This window comes from Pedobacter cryoconitis, from assembly GCF_014207135.1.
Lineage (GTDB): Bacteria > Bacteroidota > Bacteroidia > Sphingobacteriales > Sphingobacteriaceae > Pedobacter > Pedobacter cryoconitis_D.
In genome coordinates, this window is the sequence record NZ_JACHCC010000002.1 from 99,186 (window position 1) to 116,349 (window position 17,164).

General features: G+C 38.1%; 13 protein-coding genes. 7 read left to right on the plus strand and 6 right to left on the minus strand.

Going from position 1 to position 17,164, the window contains the following annotated elements; genetic code table 11:
• The first annotated feature begins 15 nt into the window (after positions 1-15).
• From HDF25_RS03435 to HDF25_RS03450, 4 genes are all read left to right on the plus strand, one after another.
• The gene (locus tag HDF25_RS03435) at positions 16-1,380 is read left to right on the plus strand and encodes an MATE family efflux transporter (protein ID WP_184622812.1); all 1,365 of its coding nucleotides are present in this window, start codon (positions 16-18) and stop codon (positions 1,378-1,380) included.
• Positions 1,381-1,786: 406 nt separating this feature from the next.
• Positions 1,787-2,704: a cation diffusion facilitator family transporter gene (locus HDF25_RS03440; protein WP_184622814.1), complete on the plus strand. Its 918-nt coding sequence runs from the start codon at positions 1,787-1,789 to the stop codon at positions 2,702-2,704.
• 26 nt (positions 2,705-2,730) lie between these two features.
• A complete protein-coding gene (locus HDF25_RS03445; protein WP_184622816.1) occupies positions 2,731-5,049 on the plus strand; it encodes a hypothetical protein in 2,319 nt (772 codons plus the stop codon).
• 104 nt (positions 5,050-5,153) lie between these two features.
• Complete coding sequence (locus HDF25_RS03450) at positions 5,154-6,341, plus strand: metallophosphoesterase (RefSeq protein WP_184622818.1); 1,188 nt, start codon at positions 5,154-5,156, stop codon at positions 6,339-6,341.
• 73 nt (positions 6,342-6,414) lie between these two features.
• Here HDF25_RS03450 and HDF25_RS03455 read toward each other — a convergent pair whose 3' ends face one another.
• On the minus strand, positions 6,415-6,741 hold the full coding sequence (locus HDF25_RS03455; protein WP_184622820.1) for a hypothetical protein: 327 nt from the start codon (positions 6,739-6,741) through the stop codon (positions 6,415-6,417).
• 43 nt (positions 6,742-6,784) lie between these two features.
• Positions 6,785-10,183 carry a glycosyltransferase gene (locus HDF25_RS03460; RefSeq protein WP_184622822.1) on the minus strand — a complete coding sequence of 1,133 codons (3,399 nt, stop codon included), beginning with the start codon at positions 10,181-10,183 and terminating at the stop codon, positions 6,785-6,787.
• 171 nt (positions 10,184-10,354) lie between these two features.
• On the opposite strand from HDF25_RS03460, the gene dinB reads away from it, so the two are divergent.
• A complete protein-coding gene (gene dinB, locus HDF25_RS03465; protein WP_184622824.1) occupies positions 10,355-11,458 on the plus strand; it encodes a DNA polymerase IV in 1,104 nt (367 codons plus the stop codon).
• A 68-nt stretch (positions 11,459-11,526) separates the two neighbouring features.
• Complete coding sequence (locus HDF25_RS03470; protein WP_184622826.1) at positions 11,527-12,102, plus strand: pentapeptide repeat-containing protein; 576 nt, start codon at positions 11,527-11,529, stop codon at positions 12,100-12,102.
• Between the two features lie 2 nt (positions 12,103-12,104).
• Here HDF25_RS03470 and HDF25_RS03475 read toward each other — a convergent pair whose 3' ends face one another.
• Together HDF25_RS03475 and HDF25_RS03480 are read right to left on the minus strand one after the other, a co-directional pair.
• On the minus strand, positions 12,105-13,190 hold the full coding sequence (locus HDF25_RS03475) for an esterase-like activity of phytase family protein (protein WP_184622828.1): 1,086 nt from the start codon (positions 13,188-13,190) through the stop codon (positions 12,105-12,107).
• Between the two features lie 230 nt (positions 13,191-13,420).
• Entirely contained in the window at positions 13,421-14,080 is a 660-nt protein-coding gene (locus HDF25_RS03480) for a class I SAM-dependent methyltransferase (protein ID WP_184622830.1), read from the minus strand.
• Between the two features lie 192 nt (positions 14,081-14,272).
• Between HDF25_RS03480 and HDF25_RS03485 the strand changes: the two genes are divergently transcribed.
• Positions 14,273-15,265, plus strand: a complete 993-nt coding sequence (locus HDF25_RS03485) for a helix-turn-helix domain-containing protein (protein ID WP_184622832.1) — start codon at positions 14,273-14,275, stop codon at positions 15,263-15,265.
• A gap of 60 nt (positions 15,266-15,325) precedes the next feature.
• Here the strand turns inward: HDF25_RS03485 and HDF25_RS03490 are convergent, their stop codons facing one another.
• Together HDF25_RS03490 and HDF25_RS03495 are read right to left on the minus strand one after the other, a co-directional pair.
• A complete protein-coding gene (locus tag HDF25_RS03490; RefSeq protein ID WP_184622834.1) occupies positions 15,326-16,114 on the minus strand; it encodes a M12 family metallopeptidase in 789 nt (262 codons plus the stop codon).
• 128 nt (positions 16,115-16,242) lie between these two features.
• Positions 16,243-17,031, minus strand: coding sequence for a M12 family metallopeptidase (locus HDF25_RS03495; protein ID WP_184622836.1), 789 nt, complete (start codon positions 17,029-17,031; stop codon positions 16,243-16,245).
• Positions 17,032-17,164 lie beyond the last annotated feature (133 nt).

Genomic DNA, 17,164 nt, shown 5'->3' on the forward strand with positions numbered 1-17,164 from the left:
TTAAATCCATTTGTTATGTTCAGTTCCTTTTACGCAAAATACAAGCCCTACTATTCAGATAACCTAAGACTCGCAATGCCCATTGTGGTGTCCCAGCTTGGACACACCCTTGTACATTTGGCAGACAGTGTAATTGTAGGACATTTTGCAGGAACCATTCAACTGGCTGCCGTATCTCTGGTAAACAGCCTTTTTATGCTGATTTTGGTATTGGGAATGGGTATTTCCTATGGCCTGACCCCACTTATTGCGCAGGAGAACGGACGTAAAAATTTCCAGGAATGCGGCCGTCTTTTATCGAATAGCCTGCTCATTAATTTTGTGATGGGATTATTCCTTTACGGACTCGTTCATTTTGGAACCCTATTAATTATAGACCATATCGGACAGTCTCCAGAAGTGGTAGCTTATGCAAAACCATATCTCGGCTATCTGAGTTTCTCTATTATTCCGCTGATGATTTTCCAGACCTTCAAGCAATTTGCTGAGGGCTTAGGTTTTACCAAACAAGCCATGTTTATTTCTATCTGGGGAAACCTGATTAACGTCATTCTGGGAGTGATTTTAGTAAAAGGGATGTTTGGTGTCACTCCTATGGGTGTTAAAGGCGTAGGTATAAGCACATTAGTAGACAGAATATTGATGGCTACAGTGATGGCTATTTATGTGTTTAATTCCAAAAATTTTAAAGTATATCTGCAAAACTTCAAGTTAAACCTGATTGATAAAGTAAGGAGTCTGAAGATTCTGAAAATCGGTGCTCCCGTAGCCTTACAATATTCATTTGAAATAAGCGCATTCAGCGGGGCTGCTATCCTGATCGGTACCATTGGTGCTGTCGAACAGGCAGCTCACCAGGTGGCCATTAACCTGGCATCAGTAACCTATATGCTCGCCAGCGGTATTGCTTCGGCAGCAACGATTAAAACAGGGAATAACCTGGGTAAAAAGAATTTCCTTGATCTCAGGAGATCTGCAGTGGCGAGTTATCATGCCATCATCGCTTTTATGAGTATGACGGCTATCCTGTTCGTTTGCGCCAATCACTTGTTACCCTATATTTATACAGAAGATCCGGCTGTGATTCACATTGCTGCGCAATTATTGATCATTGCAGGATTCTTCCAGCTGTTTGACGGTACGCAGGTTGTTGGCCTGGGGGTACTCCGTGGATTGGGTGATGTCAATATCCCAACTGTGATTACTTTCATTGCCTATTGGGTTATTGGTATTCCTCTGGGTTATTTTCTGGGTATTACTTTAGATATGGGAGTAAACGGTATCTGGTATGGACTGACATTTGGTCTGCTGACTGCGTCCGTGATGTTGTTTTTCAGATTCCAGAAACGCACCAGAGTCCTACTTACATTACCCGTTTAAAATAAACAATTTGAAACTCCGAAAAATCGTAATTAGTAGTCAATGCTACCTCTGGAAAAGAGAAAATCACAATTTATCAGGAAGGAAATAAGAAGTCGCCACTCTGGTTATTTTTCAAAGAAGATGACAATAAACCTTTTGAGGCACAGAAATGGTGTCTAAATGGCGCCGGAGACGGAATTATCTGGTTATATAAACAAAGTCAATTGCCTGGTAACGATAAAATTCATATTAACTTTAACAGGCCGGTTGTTATCAATGAGCTTATCACCTATTTTTTGAATCATGGATGGAGTCCTCAAAATAATACCCGATCTTTAGTAATAAATGATGCGCTGAAGTATCTTGATCTTATAAATTTGACGAGGGAGTAAATCATCTCCATATTCTGTAGTAGAAATATAGCATGGCCAATCAAAAAGCATCCATCTATAGCGCACTGTCTGCAAACCTGCTCATAGCGGTTACAAAATTTGTAGCTGGCTATTTCAGTAACAGTGCTGCTATGATTTCCGAAGGAATACATTCACTGGTAGATACAGTTAATCAGCTTTTGCTGCTTTTTGGATTGAAAAGGAGTAAAAAACCTGCAGATGCCCTCCGCCCCTTTGGTTATGGAAAGGAGCTCTATTTTTATTCTTTTATTGTGTCTATTCTGATCTTTGGTTTAGGTGGAGGAATTTCTATCTACCAGGGAATAACCCATATTATTTATCCGGAACCATTAGGTGATCCATTATGGAATTATGTTGTGCTTGTACTCTCTGTCATTTTTGAGGGTACATCTTTAATCATCGCAGCAAAAGCCTTTAATAAAATAAGAGGTCATGAAACCTGGTGGAATGCGATTGTAAAAAGTAAAGATCCATCTAGTTTTCTTGTGCTTTTTGAGGATGGTGCAGCAGTACTGGGTCTGTTTACAGTGATGGTCTGTATGTACTTTAGCCATAAACTTAACCGCCCAGAACTAGATGGCCTTGCATCCTTACTGGTTGGCCTTCTGCTAGTAGGAGTTTCTTTAATATTAGCCCGTGAAAGCAGAAGCCTGTTGTTAGGCGAAGGCATATCGGCGGCTTCCAGGGAAAAGATTATCCACATTATTGAGCAGGATAATGCAGTCAACAAAGTATTGACAGTTGTCTCCAATTATCAGTCACCCGAAGAAGTCCTTTTAACACTGATTGTCTCTTTTAAGGAAGGCCTGGATACACATGAGCTCAACGAAGCCATAGACAGGATTCAGGCTGGCATCAGAAAAGAGTTCAAGCTGATCCGATATATTATTATTCAACCGGAGGATTACACAAAACAATTTAAATTTTAACACCCAAGCCTTAACGAACACAAACTATGATCTTTCAAAATATTGCAGAACTTAAAAATAAAATGGGCATACCTGCTCCTGACAATTATGCAGAAGTATTAGGTTATCATTCACCTGGTGACGGTGGTGGCGGTAATTTCTATTGGGATAATAATTCAAGTGATAATATAAATGATGGTACAATTTTCCAGGTTAATGGGGTCCAGAATGGAAGATGGAAGAGAGTTTACAGTGGTGCAATTAATGTCAAATGGTTTGGAGCTGAAGGAAATGGAAATATTGATGATACAGGTTCTCTTCAAAACTGTTTAAATTACTCTGATAATATCTACATAGAAAAGGGTGATTATAAAATCACAGGTAAATTAAGTGTAATCAATAAATCACTCTCTATTTTATCCTCTCCGGATGCTTACCTTAATAAAAAATTCACTGGTGATAGTTTAATAATCTTCAAAGACTGCCCGGTTATAAACTTCAATGTAAATATAAGATCCAGTTTACCTGATGTCCTTAAATTCAATGATCAAGGGATTTGGGATAATATACCTCAATTTAGGGTTGAAGGTTTGGAAGGCTCAATCTTTAGTTTTCAACAATGCGCAATGATCAATATTCATAATTGCAATATCTCTGATGTATATGGCTACACAATCTTTTCTTTTAGTGATGGATTCATAAATTTCACTGAGACCAATATTCATGACAATTGTTTTGTTGATTCATGCATACAGACCTGGGGAAACGAAAATATAAACATCGATAGAAACATGTTTTCCAACATTGCACTTATTCCAGATAAATTTACTGTTATTAAAAATGGAACTGAGTTACCACAAACCTTCAGTGAGACGAAATATGCGTGGCAATTTGGCCAGGTCTTATCGATTATAGGTAACAGTATGCAGGTTACAAATAATGTTTTTGAGAATGTTAGCGGACTGTCTATTGGTGCAGATCATAACACTACTGGCACCAACTTGAAAGAAAGTAAAATATTGATTAGTAATAATCTGTTTCAAGCCGATTCAGATAGATTAAGAGGCGCAAATCCTCCTGGATTTATCTGGATTGAAAATCATCAGTCTGCAAAAGTTACCGGGAATAGGTTCACTTATAAAAAAAGAGCGCTTTTTGACGGAAAATTTCAGCTATGCCGTTTTGCTGTTGCCAGATTCAATACCGAAAAACCTTACTTTGAATATTCCGATAACACATATCTGTCCGTCCAGAATGTCAACGATACCACTGCAACAATCAACATTCTTACACACAACGATGATACAGTAATTAACATTAAAAATAATCAACATTTTGCACCCCTAAGTGATTTTATCTACATTGACACAGTAAGTGCAGTAAGACCCTGCGAATATTTGAATATTCAGGGGAACGAAGTTGTTTGTAAAGAGTTTGTAATGGGATACAATGCAGAAGCATTTACCGGAGCCAATTTTTTCAAGCTACCCAAACAAATTAATATCATGAACAACCCCAAAATTATTTGTTCAGGAGATTTTTTTAATCAAAGAGGAGAATACGGAGATACAGATCTTAATTTGAATATAACAGGTAATAATATTGTTGATGCAAAAAAAATTAGTCTGATTAATGGGACACTCACAGCAAATATTTTCTCCAATAATGCAGCATCAACGGAAATCTTCTGGAACTGGGCACCAACATCAAGCCAAATCAGTAGCATTAATATTATCGGAAACCCAAATCTGGGTAAAGTCAGCTTATTAAGCTCCAGCCAACTCAATTGTAATATCTCGGAAAATGTCATTCACAATGAAGTTGTACTTAAAGACATATCGAGAGAATCTTATATTAAAGGAAATATATTTTTAAATACATTAACATTAAGCGGTATATCGAATTCAATCCATATCCTGAACAATTTATTTAAGAGCAGGCTGTTACTTGTTAATGCTACTTTGAATAAGACCGACATCTCCCATAATACTTTCGAAGGTAACGGATTAGGAATATACGGTTTCGAGCCTTCATCTGTATCTCTTAAATTAACATACACTAATATAATCAGTAATATCTTTTTATCCGATGTAACCTTTAATCCCATCGAATTTCAGGATTTCACTCAATATCAGGGACTCAATTTCATTACTAATAATCAGAATATTAACAGAAATAATGATCCGGCCATGTCTATTTGCAACAAAATTGGAAATCCTAATCTTATAATATCACCAGTAGCAGGAAATACTTCACAAAGACCAACCGGACAACCTATTGGATTTGAATATTTAGATTTAACTATCCAAAAGAAAATAATATGGTGGGGCTCATCATGGAAAGATACGATAGGGAATATCGTCTAACATCTGTAAACCTGCTCATAGCACTAACAAATTTATTATTCAACCGGAGGATTACACAAAACAATTTAAATTTTAACACCTTAGCCTTTTATTCGTTATCTATTATGAGAAGAAAATTTAGTATCCTCCCCTTCCTGTTATTTGTTGCTTTTATCTTTCTGTTAAACTGGTATGTACTATCAGGTTTATTAAGCCTGACGGCTTCAGTCTTTACCACTCCTATTTTTTGTCTGTTTATTGCAGGGACCATTTTATCCTTGTTTATGGCTATCAGAAGAATGGAAAGACACGGCATGGATCTGCTTTTTAAAATATCAAGCCATTTAGTACTTACACTTTTAGCGTCAGAACTGGTCTTCACCATTATCTTGTTTGCGGGTGATATACCCCGTGTATTTACGGGTGCCGGCAGAAATGTTTATTGGGTAGATTTTGCCTTTCTTATGTTTTTGCTGACAATTATACTTTTTGTCTACGGAATGGTCGTTGGTAAATACAATTATAAAGTAATCAATCACGTGTTATACTTTGATGACCTGCCAGAAAAATTTGACGGTTTCAAACTGGTACAGATCTCTGATGTACACGCCGGAAGCTTCAATAATCCCACTGCTGTCAAACGTGGAATCAGTTTGATTAATGAGCAAAAAGCCGATTTATTTGTGTTTACAGGTGACCTGGTAAATAATAAAGCTGAAGAAATTAAACCCTGGATCAGTGATTTCTCCGCGATCAAAGCACCCTATGGGCAATTCTCCATTCTGGGCAATCATGATTATGGTGATTACGTGAAATGGCCTTCAGAAACTGATAAGAAAAACAATCTTGATCAGCTTAAGGCTTATCACAAGGATTTAGGATTTAATTTACTCCTGGATACCCATGTGAAAATTGAAAAAGACGGGCAACAACTTATTCTTGCCGGAGTAGAAAACTGGGGGCTTGGTTTTGGTGAAAGAGGTGATCTGAAGAAAGCGTTAAATGGAACTGGAAACAAGGATTTCAAGATTCTGCTTTCACATGATCCGACACATTGGGAAGAACAGGTCAAGACGTTCCCCAATAAAGTACAGCTAACACTTTCAGGACATACACATGGTATGCAGTTTGGTCTGGAAGCGTTTGGAATTAAATGGAGCCCCGTTAAATACCGGTATGCTCACTGGGCCGGAATCAAAGAAGAAAACGGCAGAATCCTGAATATTAACAGAGGTTTTGGTTTTCTGGGTTTTTCCGGACGTATTGGGATCTGGCCGGAAATCACAGTTATTGAATTAAAAAAACGTCTTTAACTTTGTGCTGAAAAGAATCAGTGCAATGTTAAAGACGTTCAAAGGATTGATAATATCCCCTCTAACCAGTTATTTATGCGTAGATATACAATTTACTATTTCTTACCGGCTGACCTTTTATAGCCAGGTATTCACCTTTACCATCTCTTAAGGTTTTGATTACGAAAGGATCATTTCCTTTTTCGATTTCATCAAAGGCAATCTTTAAGCGGTCAATATGTGTATCTGCATTAACTTTCCATTTTTTATCCTGGTACTGGAAGTAAGCAAAGACCACACGGGTGTCACCTTTAGTTTTCCCATCTAGTCTGATAAAGATCGGATTGTCTTTTTTTAATGGCTCAACAGCCTTTATATAGAATTCTTTAAAGTCTGAAAATGTTGGTTTTGCGTTAGTCATGTTATTTGTATTTTAATAATTATTGTGGGTTGTCAAAGCGCTTTTAATTCTGCTCTTTGACGTTCCCTGTACGTTTTAAAACTCCCCAGCCTTCCAGTTCACCTTTCAGTGCTTTACGTACCGATCTGAATAAAACCAGGTACATCAGTTGTCTCCAGTAGAAACGTTGAGGAATAATATAAATTAATTTTTTGTAAGGTTCTTTCTCCATTCTGAAGGCTATTCCAGCGAAGAAAAGATCGACAAGAATAAACAGGCAATAGAAGAAAAACACCTGACCGAATCCATTGTCAAGGCTTAGCAGGCTACCCATTCCCTGAAGCGTCAGTGAATTAACTGAAGACAGCGAGAAAAGTCCTGTTATAATAGACAGGAGCATAAAGAAATCTGCCAGAGGAGAAAACAAAGGAAGGATGATCTGGTATACCAGGATGTTTGGCATGCCTACCATTCCAAAATACCCGTATTTCTTATTGAATAAGGTTGATTTGTTTTTCCAGAAACTCTGCATTACGCCAAAGCTCCATCTTAAACGTTGTTTTAACAACATATTAACCGTCTCAGGAGCTTCTGTATAAGCAATTGCAGTATCGCAGTTCCTCACCGTATAACCTGCTCTCAGGATACGCATTGTTAAGTCACAATCCTCTGCAAGCGTATCAGTTGTAAAACCACCTACTTCCTGTATAACCTGTTTTCTAAATGCACCAATAGCACCCGGTACTACAGTAATTGTATTCAGGATATCAAACGCTCTTCTGTCCATGTTCTGAGCAGTAATATACTCAATAGACTGCCAGTTTGTAATCAGGTTAGTCTTATTACCAACTTTCACCGTACCGGCTACTGCAGCAATTTCATCTTCATAGAAATAGCGCATCAGTTCTGTAATCGCATCAGTTTTAAGTTGAGTATCTGCGTCAATACAGATTACAAAATCAGCTTCAGAAAGCGCGATACCAAAGTTTAAAGCTGAAGCTTTACCACCGTTTGGTTTAGTGTAAATTTTGATATTCGGAAGATGAGCAAAGTGTTCATTCACCAGTTCTACTGTCCGGTCTTTTGAACCATCATCCACAAAGATGAAGTCGGCATTTTTATAGCTGGTTTTCAGCAGACTGTTTAAAGTTTGCACTACAGTTACCTCTTCATTATAAGCAGGAATAATGATGCTCACCCGCATATCCGGATCTTTCAATAGTAATAAACTATCTTTTTTAGATGCCCTTTTCTGCTTTACAGCCAGGATAGCAATAAAGATACTTCTTAGCATAGCCAGAATAATTGCCATGATAAAGACATAATTCAGGATCAGTGTTCCATAAGAAAAAACATTCAGGAATAACGTATTTCCAGAGGTAATAAAACTGTTTGCACCCGAATTCACAGGTGGCATCAGTTCATCCTTTTTCTTACCAATCAGGTTTCCTATAGTTACAAATTCATAGCCTTTATCCTTGAAATGCTTAATGATTCTTGGTAAGGCTTCTACTGTAGCGGCGCGGTTACCTCCTGCATCATGCAATAAAAGTATGTTTCCCAGGTCCTGTTGCTTCACTACTGCATCAAAGATCTGATCTGCGGTAATTCCGGGCTGCCAGTCCTGAGGGTCAATGGACTCCCCTATATTGATGTAATTCTGGTCCCTGCTTTGTGCTACTGGCAAGATCTCTGCCGAAGTAGAAGGTTCAGCATCAGCGTTAAACGGGGGCCTGAACAAAATCGTACTGTGACCTGTTACAGATTCAATCAGTTTTCGGGTTGCATTAAGTTCAAAATTCACCCTTTCCTTTCCAACTTTTGACATGTCAGGATGGAAAAAGGTATGGTTTCCAATTTCATAACCCAACTTAAATTCCTTTAACAGGAGCCCCATATTCTGTTCGGCCATGATACCCACGACGAAGAAACTTCCGGGAACCTTTTCTCTTTGTAAAATATCAATGATCTGAGGTGTATAAACCGGATCAGGTCCATCATCAAATGTCAGAACAATTTTCTTTTCAGCATGACCATACCTGCGGATACTATATTTAGTAGGCAGATCCACATAAGTCTGATCAGAGATCACAAAATTAGTGGTATCCAGTTTAACATCAATTTTACCCTGTTTAGGTACCGAAACCAAATCCAGGATTTCACCGTCTCCGGAGTAATCAATCCTGTCATTCAAACCGATATGAGTTAACCTCTTTAAATCCACACCACTTTTTCTGACCGAATCCAGACTCAGGTCTTTAGAGATGAAAGTCCATAACCTCGGATCTTCAGCACCAATACGCCAGATGGCAATACCAGCTACATCCCAGTCATCCGCTTTTCTGATCAGGTTGAAATTTGTTGCAGCATCAGTGAAAAACACCTGATGATGCAAACCAGACTCATCTGTATAATTATAATTCAGGTTAGCTGAAATCGGATCATATTTAATCTTTCCGTTATATCTGTTTGCATTTGCAATTGCCTGCTGATAAGTTACTGTTTTACCAACGTCCTGGTCAGGCCAGTCAAAGCCATAACAAGCCAGTGCAAGAATCACTTTGTCAGAAGAAATACGTTCACATATTTTGTCCAGTTGCTCTTCTACCCACTGCTGATGAGAGATATCTCCGGCATTACTGCTTTCACTATGCTGATCATAAGCCATGATAAAAACATAGTCATTATATTTCTCCAGTATAGATAGGTTATAATCATCATTATCAGGAGATATATCCTGCGAAACAATCAGGTTCTGGGCATGTAGTTTCTCGTAAAGATTCTTTTGAAAAGCCGCCAGTGGCTCATCAGTTTTCTCTTTAATCTCTTCAAAATCGATATTTACCCCATGGAATCCATATTTCTTTAAAGACTTAATCAGATTATCTATGAATCTGTTTTGCAGTCCTTTATTTTGCAGCAACTTATGTATTGCATTACCATCAAAGTGATCACCACTAAAATTAGACACCATTGCTATGGCCACCTTTTTATGTTTATGAATCACCTTCATTGCCTCGGTACTTACCTGGTCAATTACCGTGTCAGCCCCATTTTTGATAAAGAAAGATTCTGTAACGACCATATCCAGCTGTTTGATATGATCTTTAAGGTCCGTCAATGACTGCGGGTCCCAGTTTACGTAAAAGCCGGCATTGATCCTGGCTTTATTATTAGGATGTGAGAGGCGATGTAATTTTTGATTGTGCTGTATCTGCAACAACCTCTTTTTAGAAATTCTAAAATCTGAGTACGTCTTTGATTTTTTAATCTGCTCAATCTCTTTCTTGCTTAATGTAGCAGTACTATTGATGATAGGCAAATTGGGATAATGGTTAGATAAGAGTGTGTAAGCAACACAGGCAGAGGCAATAAGGAATACAATTAACAGCATTCTGGTAACCCATTGAAAAGTTATCCATCTGCTTTTCTTAGAGGTCTGAAAAATTTGTTTTTCGGGCATTTGTGGATTTAATATTTGTTAATCAAGAGATAAATCATAGAAAAATTCCTTTTGAAAGCAGGAAGAGTTTGAATAAACTATAATTAAAAAATCTCAATATTGTTCAAATATAAGGAGAATTTGACAAAAAAACCGTAGATAATAGGGAGATTTACAGATTCAGGAATCAGGATGTCAGTACCAACCGAAAATACACTGCGAAGGAAAATTATTCACATTGATATGGATGCTTTTTATGCAACCGTTGAACAACGTGATTTTCCAGAGTACAGAGGCAAACCCGTTGTAGTTGGTGGCTCCCCTGATGGCCGTGGTGTAGTGGCTACGGCCAGTTATGAAGCACGTCAGTTTGGGATACATTCAGCAATGTCATCCCGTAGAGCGATACAACTTTGCCCTCAGGCCATTTTTGTCCGGCCCAGGTTCGATGCCTATAAGAAGGTATCAGTAAGTATAAGAGAAATATTTGAGCGTTATACCGATCTGATAGAACCCCTTTCACTCGATGAAGCCTATCTGGATGTTACTACTGATAAGTTAAACATTGGTTCGGCACTTGAAATAGCTAAACAGATTAAGGATGCGATCAGAGATGAGCTCAATTTATCCGCTTCGGCAGGCGTATCCAGTAATAAATTTGTAGCTAAAATTGCTTCAGATATGAATAAGCCTGATGGATTAACCTTTATTGGCCCCTCTAAAATAGAAGCTTTTATGGCCAGGTTACCCGTAGAAAAGTTTTTTGGTGTAGGTAAAGTAACAGCCGATAAAATGAAGAAAATGGGTCTGCATACTGGTGCAGATCTCAAAAAAATGTCAGAACAGGAGCTGATCCGCAAATTTGGGAAAACTGGCAAATTTTATTTTAAAATTGTTCGCGGGATTGATGACCGCCCAGTTCAGCCCCACCGTTTAACCAAATCTCTTAGCGTAGAAGATACTTTTGGCCAGGACCTGGTTTCGGCTGAAGAGCTTTTCACCGAACTGGAGCAGATCGCAGAGAAAGTAGCAGAAAGGCTTGAAAAAAACAGGCTGAAGGGAAAAACACTAACACTCAAAATCAAATTCGGCGATTTTAAGCAGATTACCAGGAATCAGTCCTTCTCCCATCCCGTAGATGACTATGTTTCCATTCTGAGTTCTGCAAAGGATCTATTATCAAAAGTAGAACTGGATGACAGAAAAATCCGCTTACTAGGCATTACATTAAGTAACTTCGGAAATCTGATCGCATCAGGCAGATCGGCTGATCCAGACCAGATGGAGTTATTCTAAAAGATATTCCAAACCCTTTGAAACAATAAACCGGGCTTGCGAGCTCAACAAATCAATCATATAAACAGATGAAACAAGCTTACATTGAAGAAAAAACATTCGGGAAAATTGACTTCAGTCAGGATCCTCTGGTAAAGGGTGAATATGAATATTGTACTTTTCTGAATTGCGATTTTTCCAATGCCAATCTTTCAGGTTTTACCTTTTTGGAATGCAGTTTTACCAGTTGTAACTTAAGTCTGGCTAAACTGACGAAAACGGCATTCCGTGAAATTAAGTTCAAAGATTGTAAGATGATAGGATTACTCTTTGAGCAATGTAACGAATTTGGTTTAGCCTTTCAGTTTGATAACTGCTTCCTTGATCATTCTTCGTTTTATCAGACTAAACTCAAGAAGACCAGTTTTAAAAACACCAGACTTCATGAGGTTGATTTTACTGGTTGTGATTTAACCAGTTCTATTTTTGATAATTGTGATCTGTACAGGGCAACTTTCGAAAACACAGTCATTGAAAAAGCAGATTTACTGAGCGCTTATAACTATACGATAGATCCTGAGTTAAACCGTATCCGGAAAGCAAAGTTCTCTTTAGCCGGCATATCGGGTCTTTTAGCTAAATATGATATAGATATCAGGTCCTGATACTAAGGAATAACTTCAAACAACATAAACTGATTCTGTTCCTTGCTGTTGAAATTATTATCAGCTACAAATATAACCGTCTGGTGCCCGTTTGGTAAAACAGGGCCCAGGGTTGCACCTTCTATATTATCAATATAAATACCCAGGTCATCCATATTAAGCAACAATTTCTTTTTTATAGGGTTTGTAGCCGGATGAGCTATCATAGATCTGTTGTTAATAATGTTCTCTGCATCCTGTAAATCAGCTAAAAAGACCTTAATATTAGTCCCTTTCTGTCCTTCCGAATAAGAACGCTCTGTGATTAACATCCGGTTATGTCCCAGCCATAATATATCTGGAATCCCGTTATTATACTCCCCTCCTTTTTTAACCGGTGGTAAAGCTACCGGCTCAAGTTCATAAGCATATTGGGCCGTGTTCTTTCTGGTTTTCAGATCAAATTGATAAATACGTACAAAAGCTTTGTTTCTAACTAGCTCAGCCCGGGGACCATCCTGATACAAAGGCTCTTCCATATTCACATAGAGCGTTCTAAAATCGTCCGCAAAGGTTAGACCTTCCAGCACCGCATTCCTTCTTGGGCCACTTTCTTCCAGGTGCATTCTCATATTATCCGGTAAAGGGATTGAGTCTATATATTTTCCTGTTGTAGCTATGATATTGATAGTTGGATCAATCAGCACCGTATCATTTTCCTTAATCAAACGTTCTCCCTCACTTGTCCAGATCAGGTTTTTAGCGATACCATTATAACGCATACCCTCAGGATCTGTAGTTCTGGTTGCATGTGGAGTTAATTTAGGATAAGAAGAGCCGTCGCGCTGCATTAACGTATTTACACCTGTAATCGTTACTTTACTGATTCCCTGAGCTGATAAATCAATTTTTGCAGTATAAAATCTTGCAGGATTAATACTTGATCTGTCATCCGAGATCATATAGTAAACTTTACTGGCAGGATCAAAATCTATCGAAGATAATCCTCCTACTGTGGTCCCCTTAAACTCAGGGTTATGAGGGAGCACATAAGTGTTGATATATTTAAGCTGGCTGATATTACCAGTTACCAGCTGTTTCGATGACATATGCTTCTGGACCAAACAGCCGCTGAAAATAAAAGCAATCAAAATAGTAAGAACTACCGCTGAACGTCTGTGCATATAAAACATCTTCATTTATATCTAGGTGGAAAACGCCGCAAATATACGTCTGAGAAACAAAAAAAAACATATCAGTCGCTAAACTGATATGTTTTTTTTGAAAATTTAATGTCAGGTTAATACTTTGGATAAGCAAGTGCTACCCCCCATTCTATCTACTTTCTCCCTGTTATACTTAGGAAAGGTCTGATCAATTCCTTCCTGGTCTTATCAATTATTTCTTCGGTCATTTGCTTTACCTCTATGTTTACAAACCCTGCTTTCCTGAAAAGAGTTTTCACCTCATTAACATCATAAAAAATAAAATCTCCATGCGTCCAGGGCAGATCCCCTCCAAATTTCTTTTCGACAAAGGCAAGGTTGAATTTTCCTCCGGGCTGCAGAACACGGTATATTTCCTTAAAATGCGATATAGGATCTTTCCAGAAATAAATGGTATTTATCGTGAAGCAATAATCAAAATAGCAATCTTCAAAATCTAAGGCACCATCCTCTTTTGCCTGGATAAATTGGACCTGTCCTTCTCTTATTTTTAATGCCTGATCTGACGAAGCTTGCTGCACCATCACTTCAGATATATTGTTGCCATAATAACTAATCCCTTTAACCTCCTGGAAAAGAAAAGGAATATGTTCCGTGTTTTCAAAACCAATTTCTAATACAAAAGAATGGTCTGTAAGTTTCAGCTGATCTACGGTTTTGCAGATCATGTTATGACACGATGGCGAAATGTTATTCTCAATCGCTTTATCTGGCGCGTACTCAGAACAATGCATCTGCTTGTCTGCTTCTATAAAATCTATCTCCTTCTCCATATTTTAATTTCTTAAATCTCTATCCAGATAAATTCTATTATTGGTTTCAATTTTCTTAAAATTTAGTCTTTCGGCAAAAGTGAAGAACAGTTGTTGTAGATATTTACACAAAACGGATTTTCTTTTACAAGAAATGTAATTTTTGAAAATCGTTTGATAATAATTCCATTTTTTTTTATCATAATTGTCTTCATGGGGATTAATGTTAGTAAGGATTACGAGGCCTGGAAAACGGTAGGAAGAACCTTTAAACAGTCTACTGATCAGAGACAATTCGTTAAAGAAAGCAGAGACAAATACAATTTTTCTTTTAGTGATGCTGAGTTGTTGCAGATCACCACTCCTGATCTTTATATCGTATATGGCGACATTCTATTCAAACAACGTCAATTGTATTTCCAGCCTACTAATGATGTGCCGGATATGGTTAAGTTGCGCTTCACTCTATCTGGTAATGGAACTATATTTAATGAGGTAAATAAGCAACAGTATATCTTTAATTCCAACCAGCAAAACATCATTTATATGCCCGGGCTGGATGGTAAAGGTGAATATGATACAGACTGTAATTATCGTTTCTTTGAAGTCCATTTTGCTAAAGAAAGATTTCTGCAACTTGCAGAAAATTCAAACAGAACACTTCAGATCTTAGCTGACCATCTGGATGCAGGACGTTATGCACAAATGGCTGAACAAAATCTGCCGATCACCTGGGCTATGCAAGATTGTATCCAGGCTATCCTCAATTGTACGTATACTGAAGGGTTAAAGTCCCTGTTCATTGAATCGAAATGTACGGAATTACTTGTGCTTCAGGCCGAAGCTTTTGAAAAGGCGGTTACCAAAAGTGGAAATTCACCCTTGCAATCTGCACACGATAAAGATTGCATTTATTATGCCAGAGATTACCTGATTCAGCATATCGACCAGCCGCCTTCCATTACAGAGCTTGCAAAAGTATGCGGCATTAACGAGTTTAAACTAAAGCAAGGATTTAAAGGTTTATTTGAAAAGAGCATATTTGGTTATTTAAGTCATTACAAGCTAAATTATGCCAAAGAGCTGCTTCTTGAGGGCGCGAACATAAAGTCTGTTGCATTTCAACTGGGATATTCTTCTGTTCAGCATTTTAGCAATGCATTCCGGAAGAAGTTTGGCGTTTCACCAGGAAAAGTAAAAATATAACAAAAACAGAGCGTATCAGCCGCTAAACTGATACGCTCTGTTTTGAAAATTTAGTTCAGCTTAATTCTTTGGATAAGCGAGCGCTACATAAGCTGAGTCAAGCGCTGAAATTTTGGTGTTATTAGGTGCAATAGCGACATTATTTGTCGTGAACCTTGCAGGAACCGGGTAATGCATAATAGACAAAGGGTCATAGGCCAGGTAATATAAACCAGTTCTTGGCGCAACATACAAGACGTTAAAATCAATTTTCGCCTTGTCCCAATAATTAGGTGCCCCCATATAATAATCATAAACAGCCTGCGTGTTCCATGGAATATTTGCATCTGGATGTGATTGCTCATGATTCAGTCCTAAGGCATGTCCAAATTCATGAGTTACTGTCCTCCTGAATTCTTCGTCACTGGTATTATCATTAAACCAGCCATAATTCATAGACGGACTGTAAAATTTTGAGTCTGTACCAATATATGACCAGGCCAGGTTATTGTTGTTTACGGCAATTTTGATATCAGCAGCAGCATTGTCAGCTACGAAATTGAAAGTAATGTTGGCATCGTTTTCCCAGGTTTTGGCGTATTGTTTGATTTTACTTCTTACATACGCAGACCCTCCACTGAAATTGACTTTGATTACACTTCCATTACCCCAAAGTTTGTTGTTGGGACCGTTAGACTCAGTTACCGTACCACCTTTAGGTGCCACTTTCATTTCACAATTGAAGGCATCGTGTAAACTGGTTTCCTGTGTTTTCTGGTTGTTCGCAACCGTTACATTTTCTGCGCTTTTTTTACAGCTGGATAAACTGAACAGTACAGCAGTACTGATTAATAGAAATTTGGTTTTCATAGGTATTTGTTTAGTTGGTAGATAGAGATATAGGTTAAGCCAAAACGTTTGTTAGCTTAATTCAAACAAAAAAGGGGGAATACTTATCGCCTAAGTATCCCCCTGCTGTTAAAGGTGATGCTGAGCTATTAGCTTCTTCCCGGATAGTAGGTTTTCATGTAAGTGATATCCTTCGCAGAAATAGTGGTGTTATTGGCTGCTATTGTTTTGTTATTGGTTGTAAAACGTGCTTCAACCGGATAATGCATGATAGAAGCAGAATCATAAGCTGTATAATTTAACCCTGTTCTGGACTCTACGGCCAGTACATTGAAATCCACATCTGCTTTAGACCAGTTGTTTGGTGGCCCCATGTAATAATCATAGACAGCTTGTTTGTTCCATGGAATGTTTGCATCAGGATGCGCCTGCTCATGATTTAATCCTAAAGCATGACCAAATTCATGGGTTACGGTTCTTCTGAACTCAGTGTCGCTGGTATTGTCATCAAACCAGCCATAATTCATTGAGGTCGCATACCGTTTAGAATCTACCCCGATGTATGACCATGAACCATCAGTCTGATCAAATGCGATTTTGATATCAGCCGCTGCATTATCTGCAACAAATGAAAAGGTAACATTAGCATAAGCTTCCCAGCTTTTGGCATACTGTTTTACTTTGTTGCGTACAATGGTCGATCCCCCGTTAAAGCGTACTTTAATGGTACTTCCATTTCCCCAGAGTTTGTTCGCGGGGCCGTTCGCCTCGGTTACCGCGCCGCCGTCGGCTACTTTCATCCGACAGGTAAAATCTGTGTGTAATCCGGTTTCCTGTACCTTCTGGTTGTTGGCTACAGGTGCATTTTCTGCATTTTTCTTACAGCTGGTAAAGCAGAACAGTATGGCAGTACTGATCCATAGAAATTTGTTTTTCATAAATTATAGATTTAGTTGTATAGGTATACACCAATTTATGAAAATTATTTCTACCACAAAACAATTGTTGATATTTTAATCAAATTTTTTGCTCAAATTGAATTATTATGTACCAAAAAGAAAGACAAATGTA

Excerpts from the sequence above, each read along its gene's own strand:
- HDF25_RS03450 (WP_184622818.1), top strand. The coding sequence starts at position 5,154 with ATGAGAAGAAAATTTAGTATCCTCCCCTTCCTGTTATTTGTTGCTTTT.
- HDF25_RS03455 (WP_184622820.1), bottom strand. The coding sequence starts at position 6,741 with ATGACTAACGCAAAACCAACATTTTCAGACTTTAAAGAATTCTATATA.
- HDF25_RS03490 (WP_184622834.1), bottom strand. The coding sequence starts at position 16,114 with ATGAAAACCAAATTTCTATTAATCAGTACTGCTGTACTGTTCAGTTTA.
- HDF25_RS03480 (WP_184622830.1), bottom strand. The coding sequence starts at position 14,080 with ATGGAGAAGGAGATAGATTTTATAGAAGCAGACAAGCAGATGCATTGT.
- HDF25_RS03460 (WP_184622822.1), bottom strand. The coding sequence starts at position 10,183 with ATGCCCGAAAAACAAATTTTTCAGACCTCTAAGAAAAGCAGATGGATA.
- HDF25_RS03495 (WP_184622836.1), bottom strand. The coding sequence starts at position 17,031 with ATGAAAAACAAATTTCTATGGATCAGTACTGCCATACTGTTCTGCTTT.
- HDF25_RS03435 (WP_184622812.1), top strand. The coding sequence starts at position 16 with ATGTTCAGTTCCTTTTACGCAAAATACAAGCCCTACTATTCAGATAAC.
- HDF25_RS03470 (WP_184622826.1), top strand. The coding sequence starts at position 11,527 with ATGAAACAAGCTTACATTGAAGAAAAAACATTCGGGAAAATTGACTTC.
- HDF25_RS03440 (WP_184622814.1), top strand. The coding sequence starts at position 1,787 with ATGGCCAATCAAAAAGCATCCATCTATAGCGCACTGTCTGCAAACCTG.
- HDF25_RS03485 (WP_184622832.1), top strand. The coding sequence starts at position 14,273 with ATGGGGATTAATGTTAGTAAGGATTACGAGGCCTGGAAAACGGTAGGA.
- HDF25_RS03475 (WP_184622828.1), bottom strand. The coding sequence starts at position 13,190 with ATGTCATCGAAACAGCTGGTAACTGGTAATATCAGCCAGCTTAAATAT.
- HDF25_RS03445 (WP_184622816.1), top strand. The coding sequence starts at position 2,731 with ATGATCTTTCAAAATATTGCAGAACTTAAAAATAAAATGGGCATACCT.
- dinB (WP_184622824.1), top strand. The coding sequence starts at position 10,355 with ATGTCAGTACCAACCGAAAATACACTGCGAAGGAAAATTATTCACATT.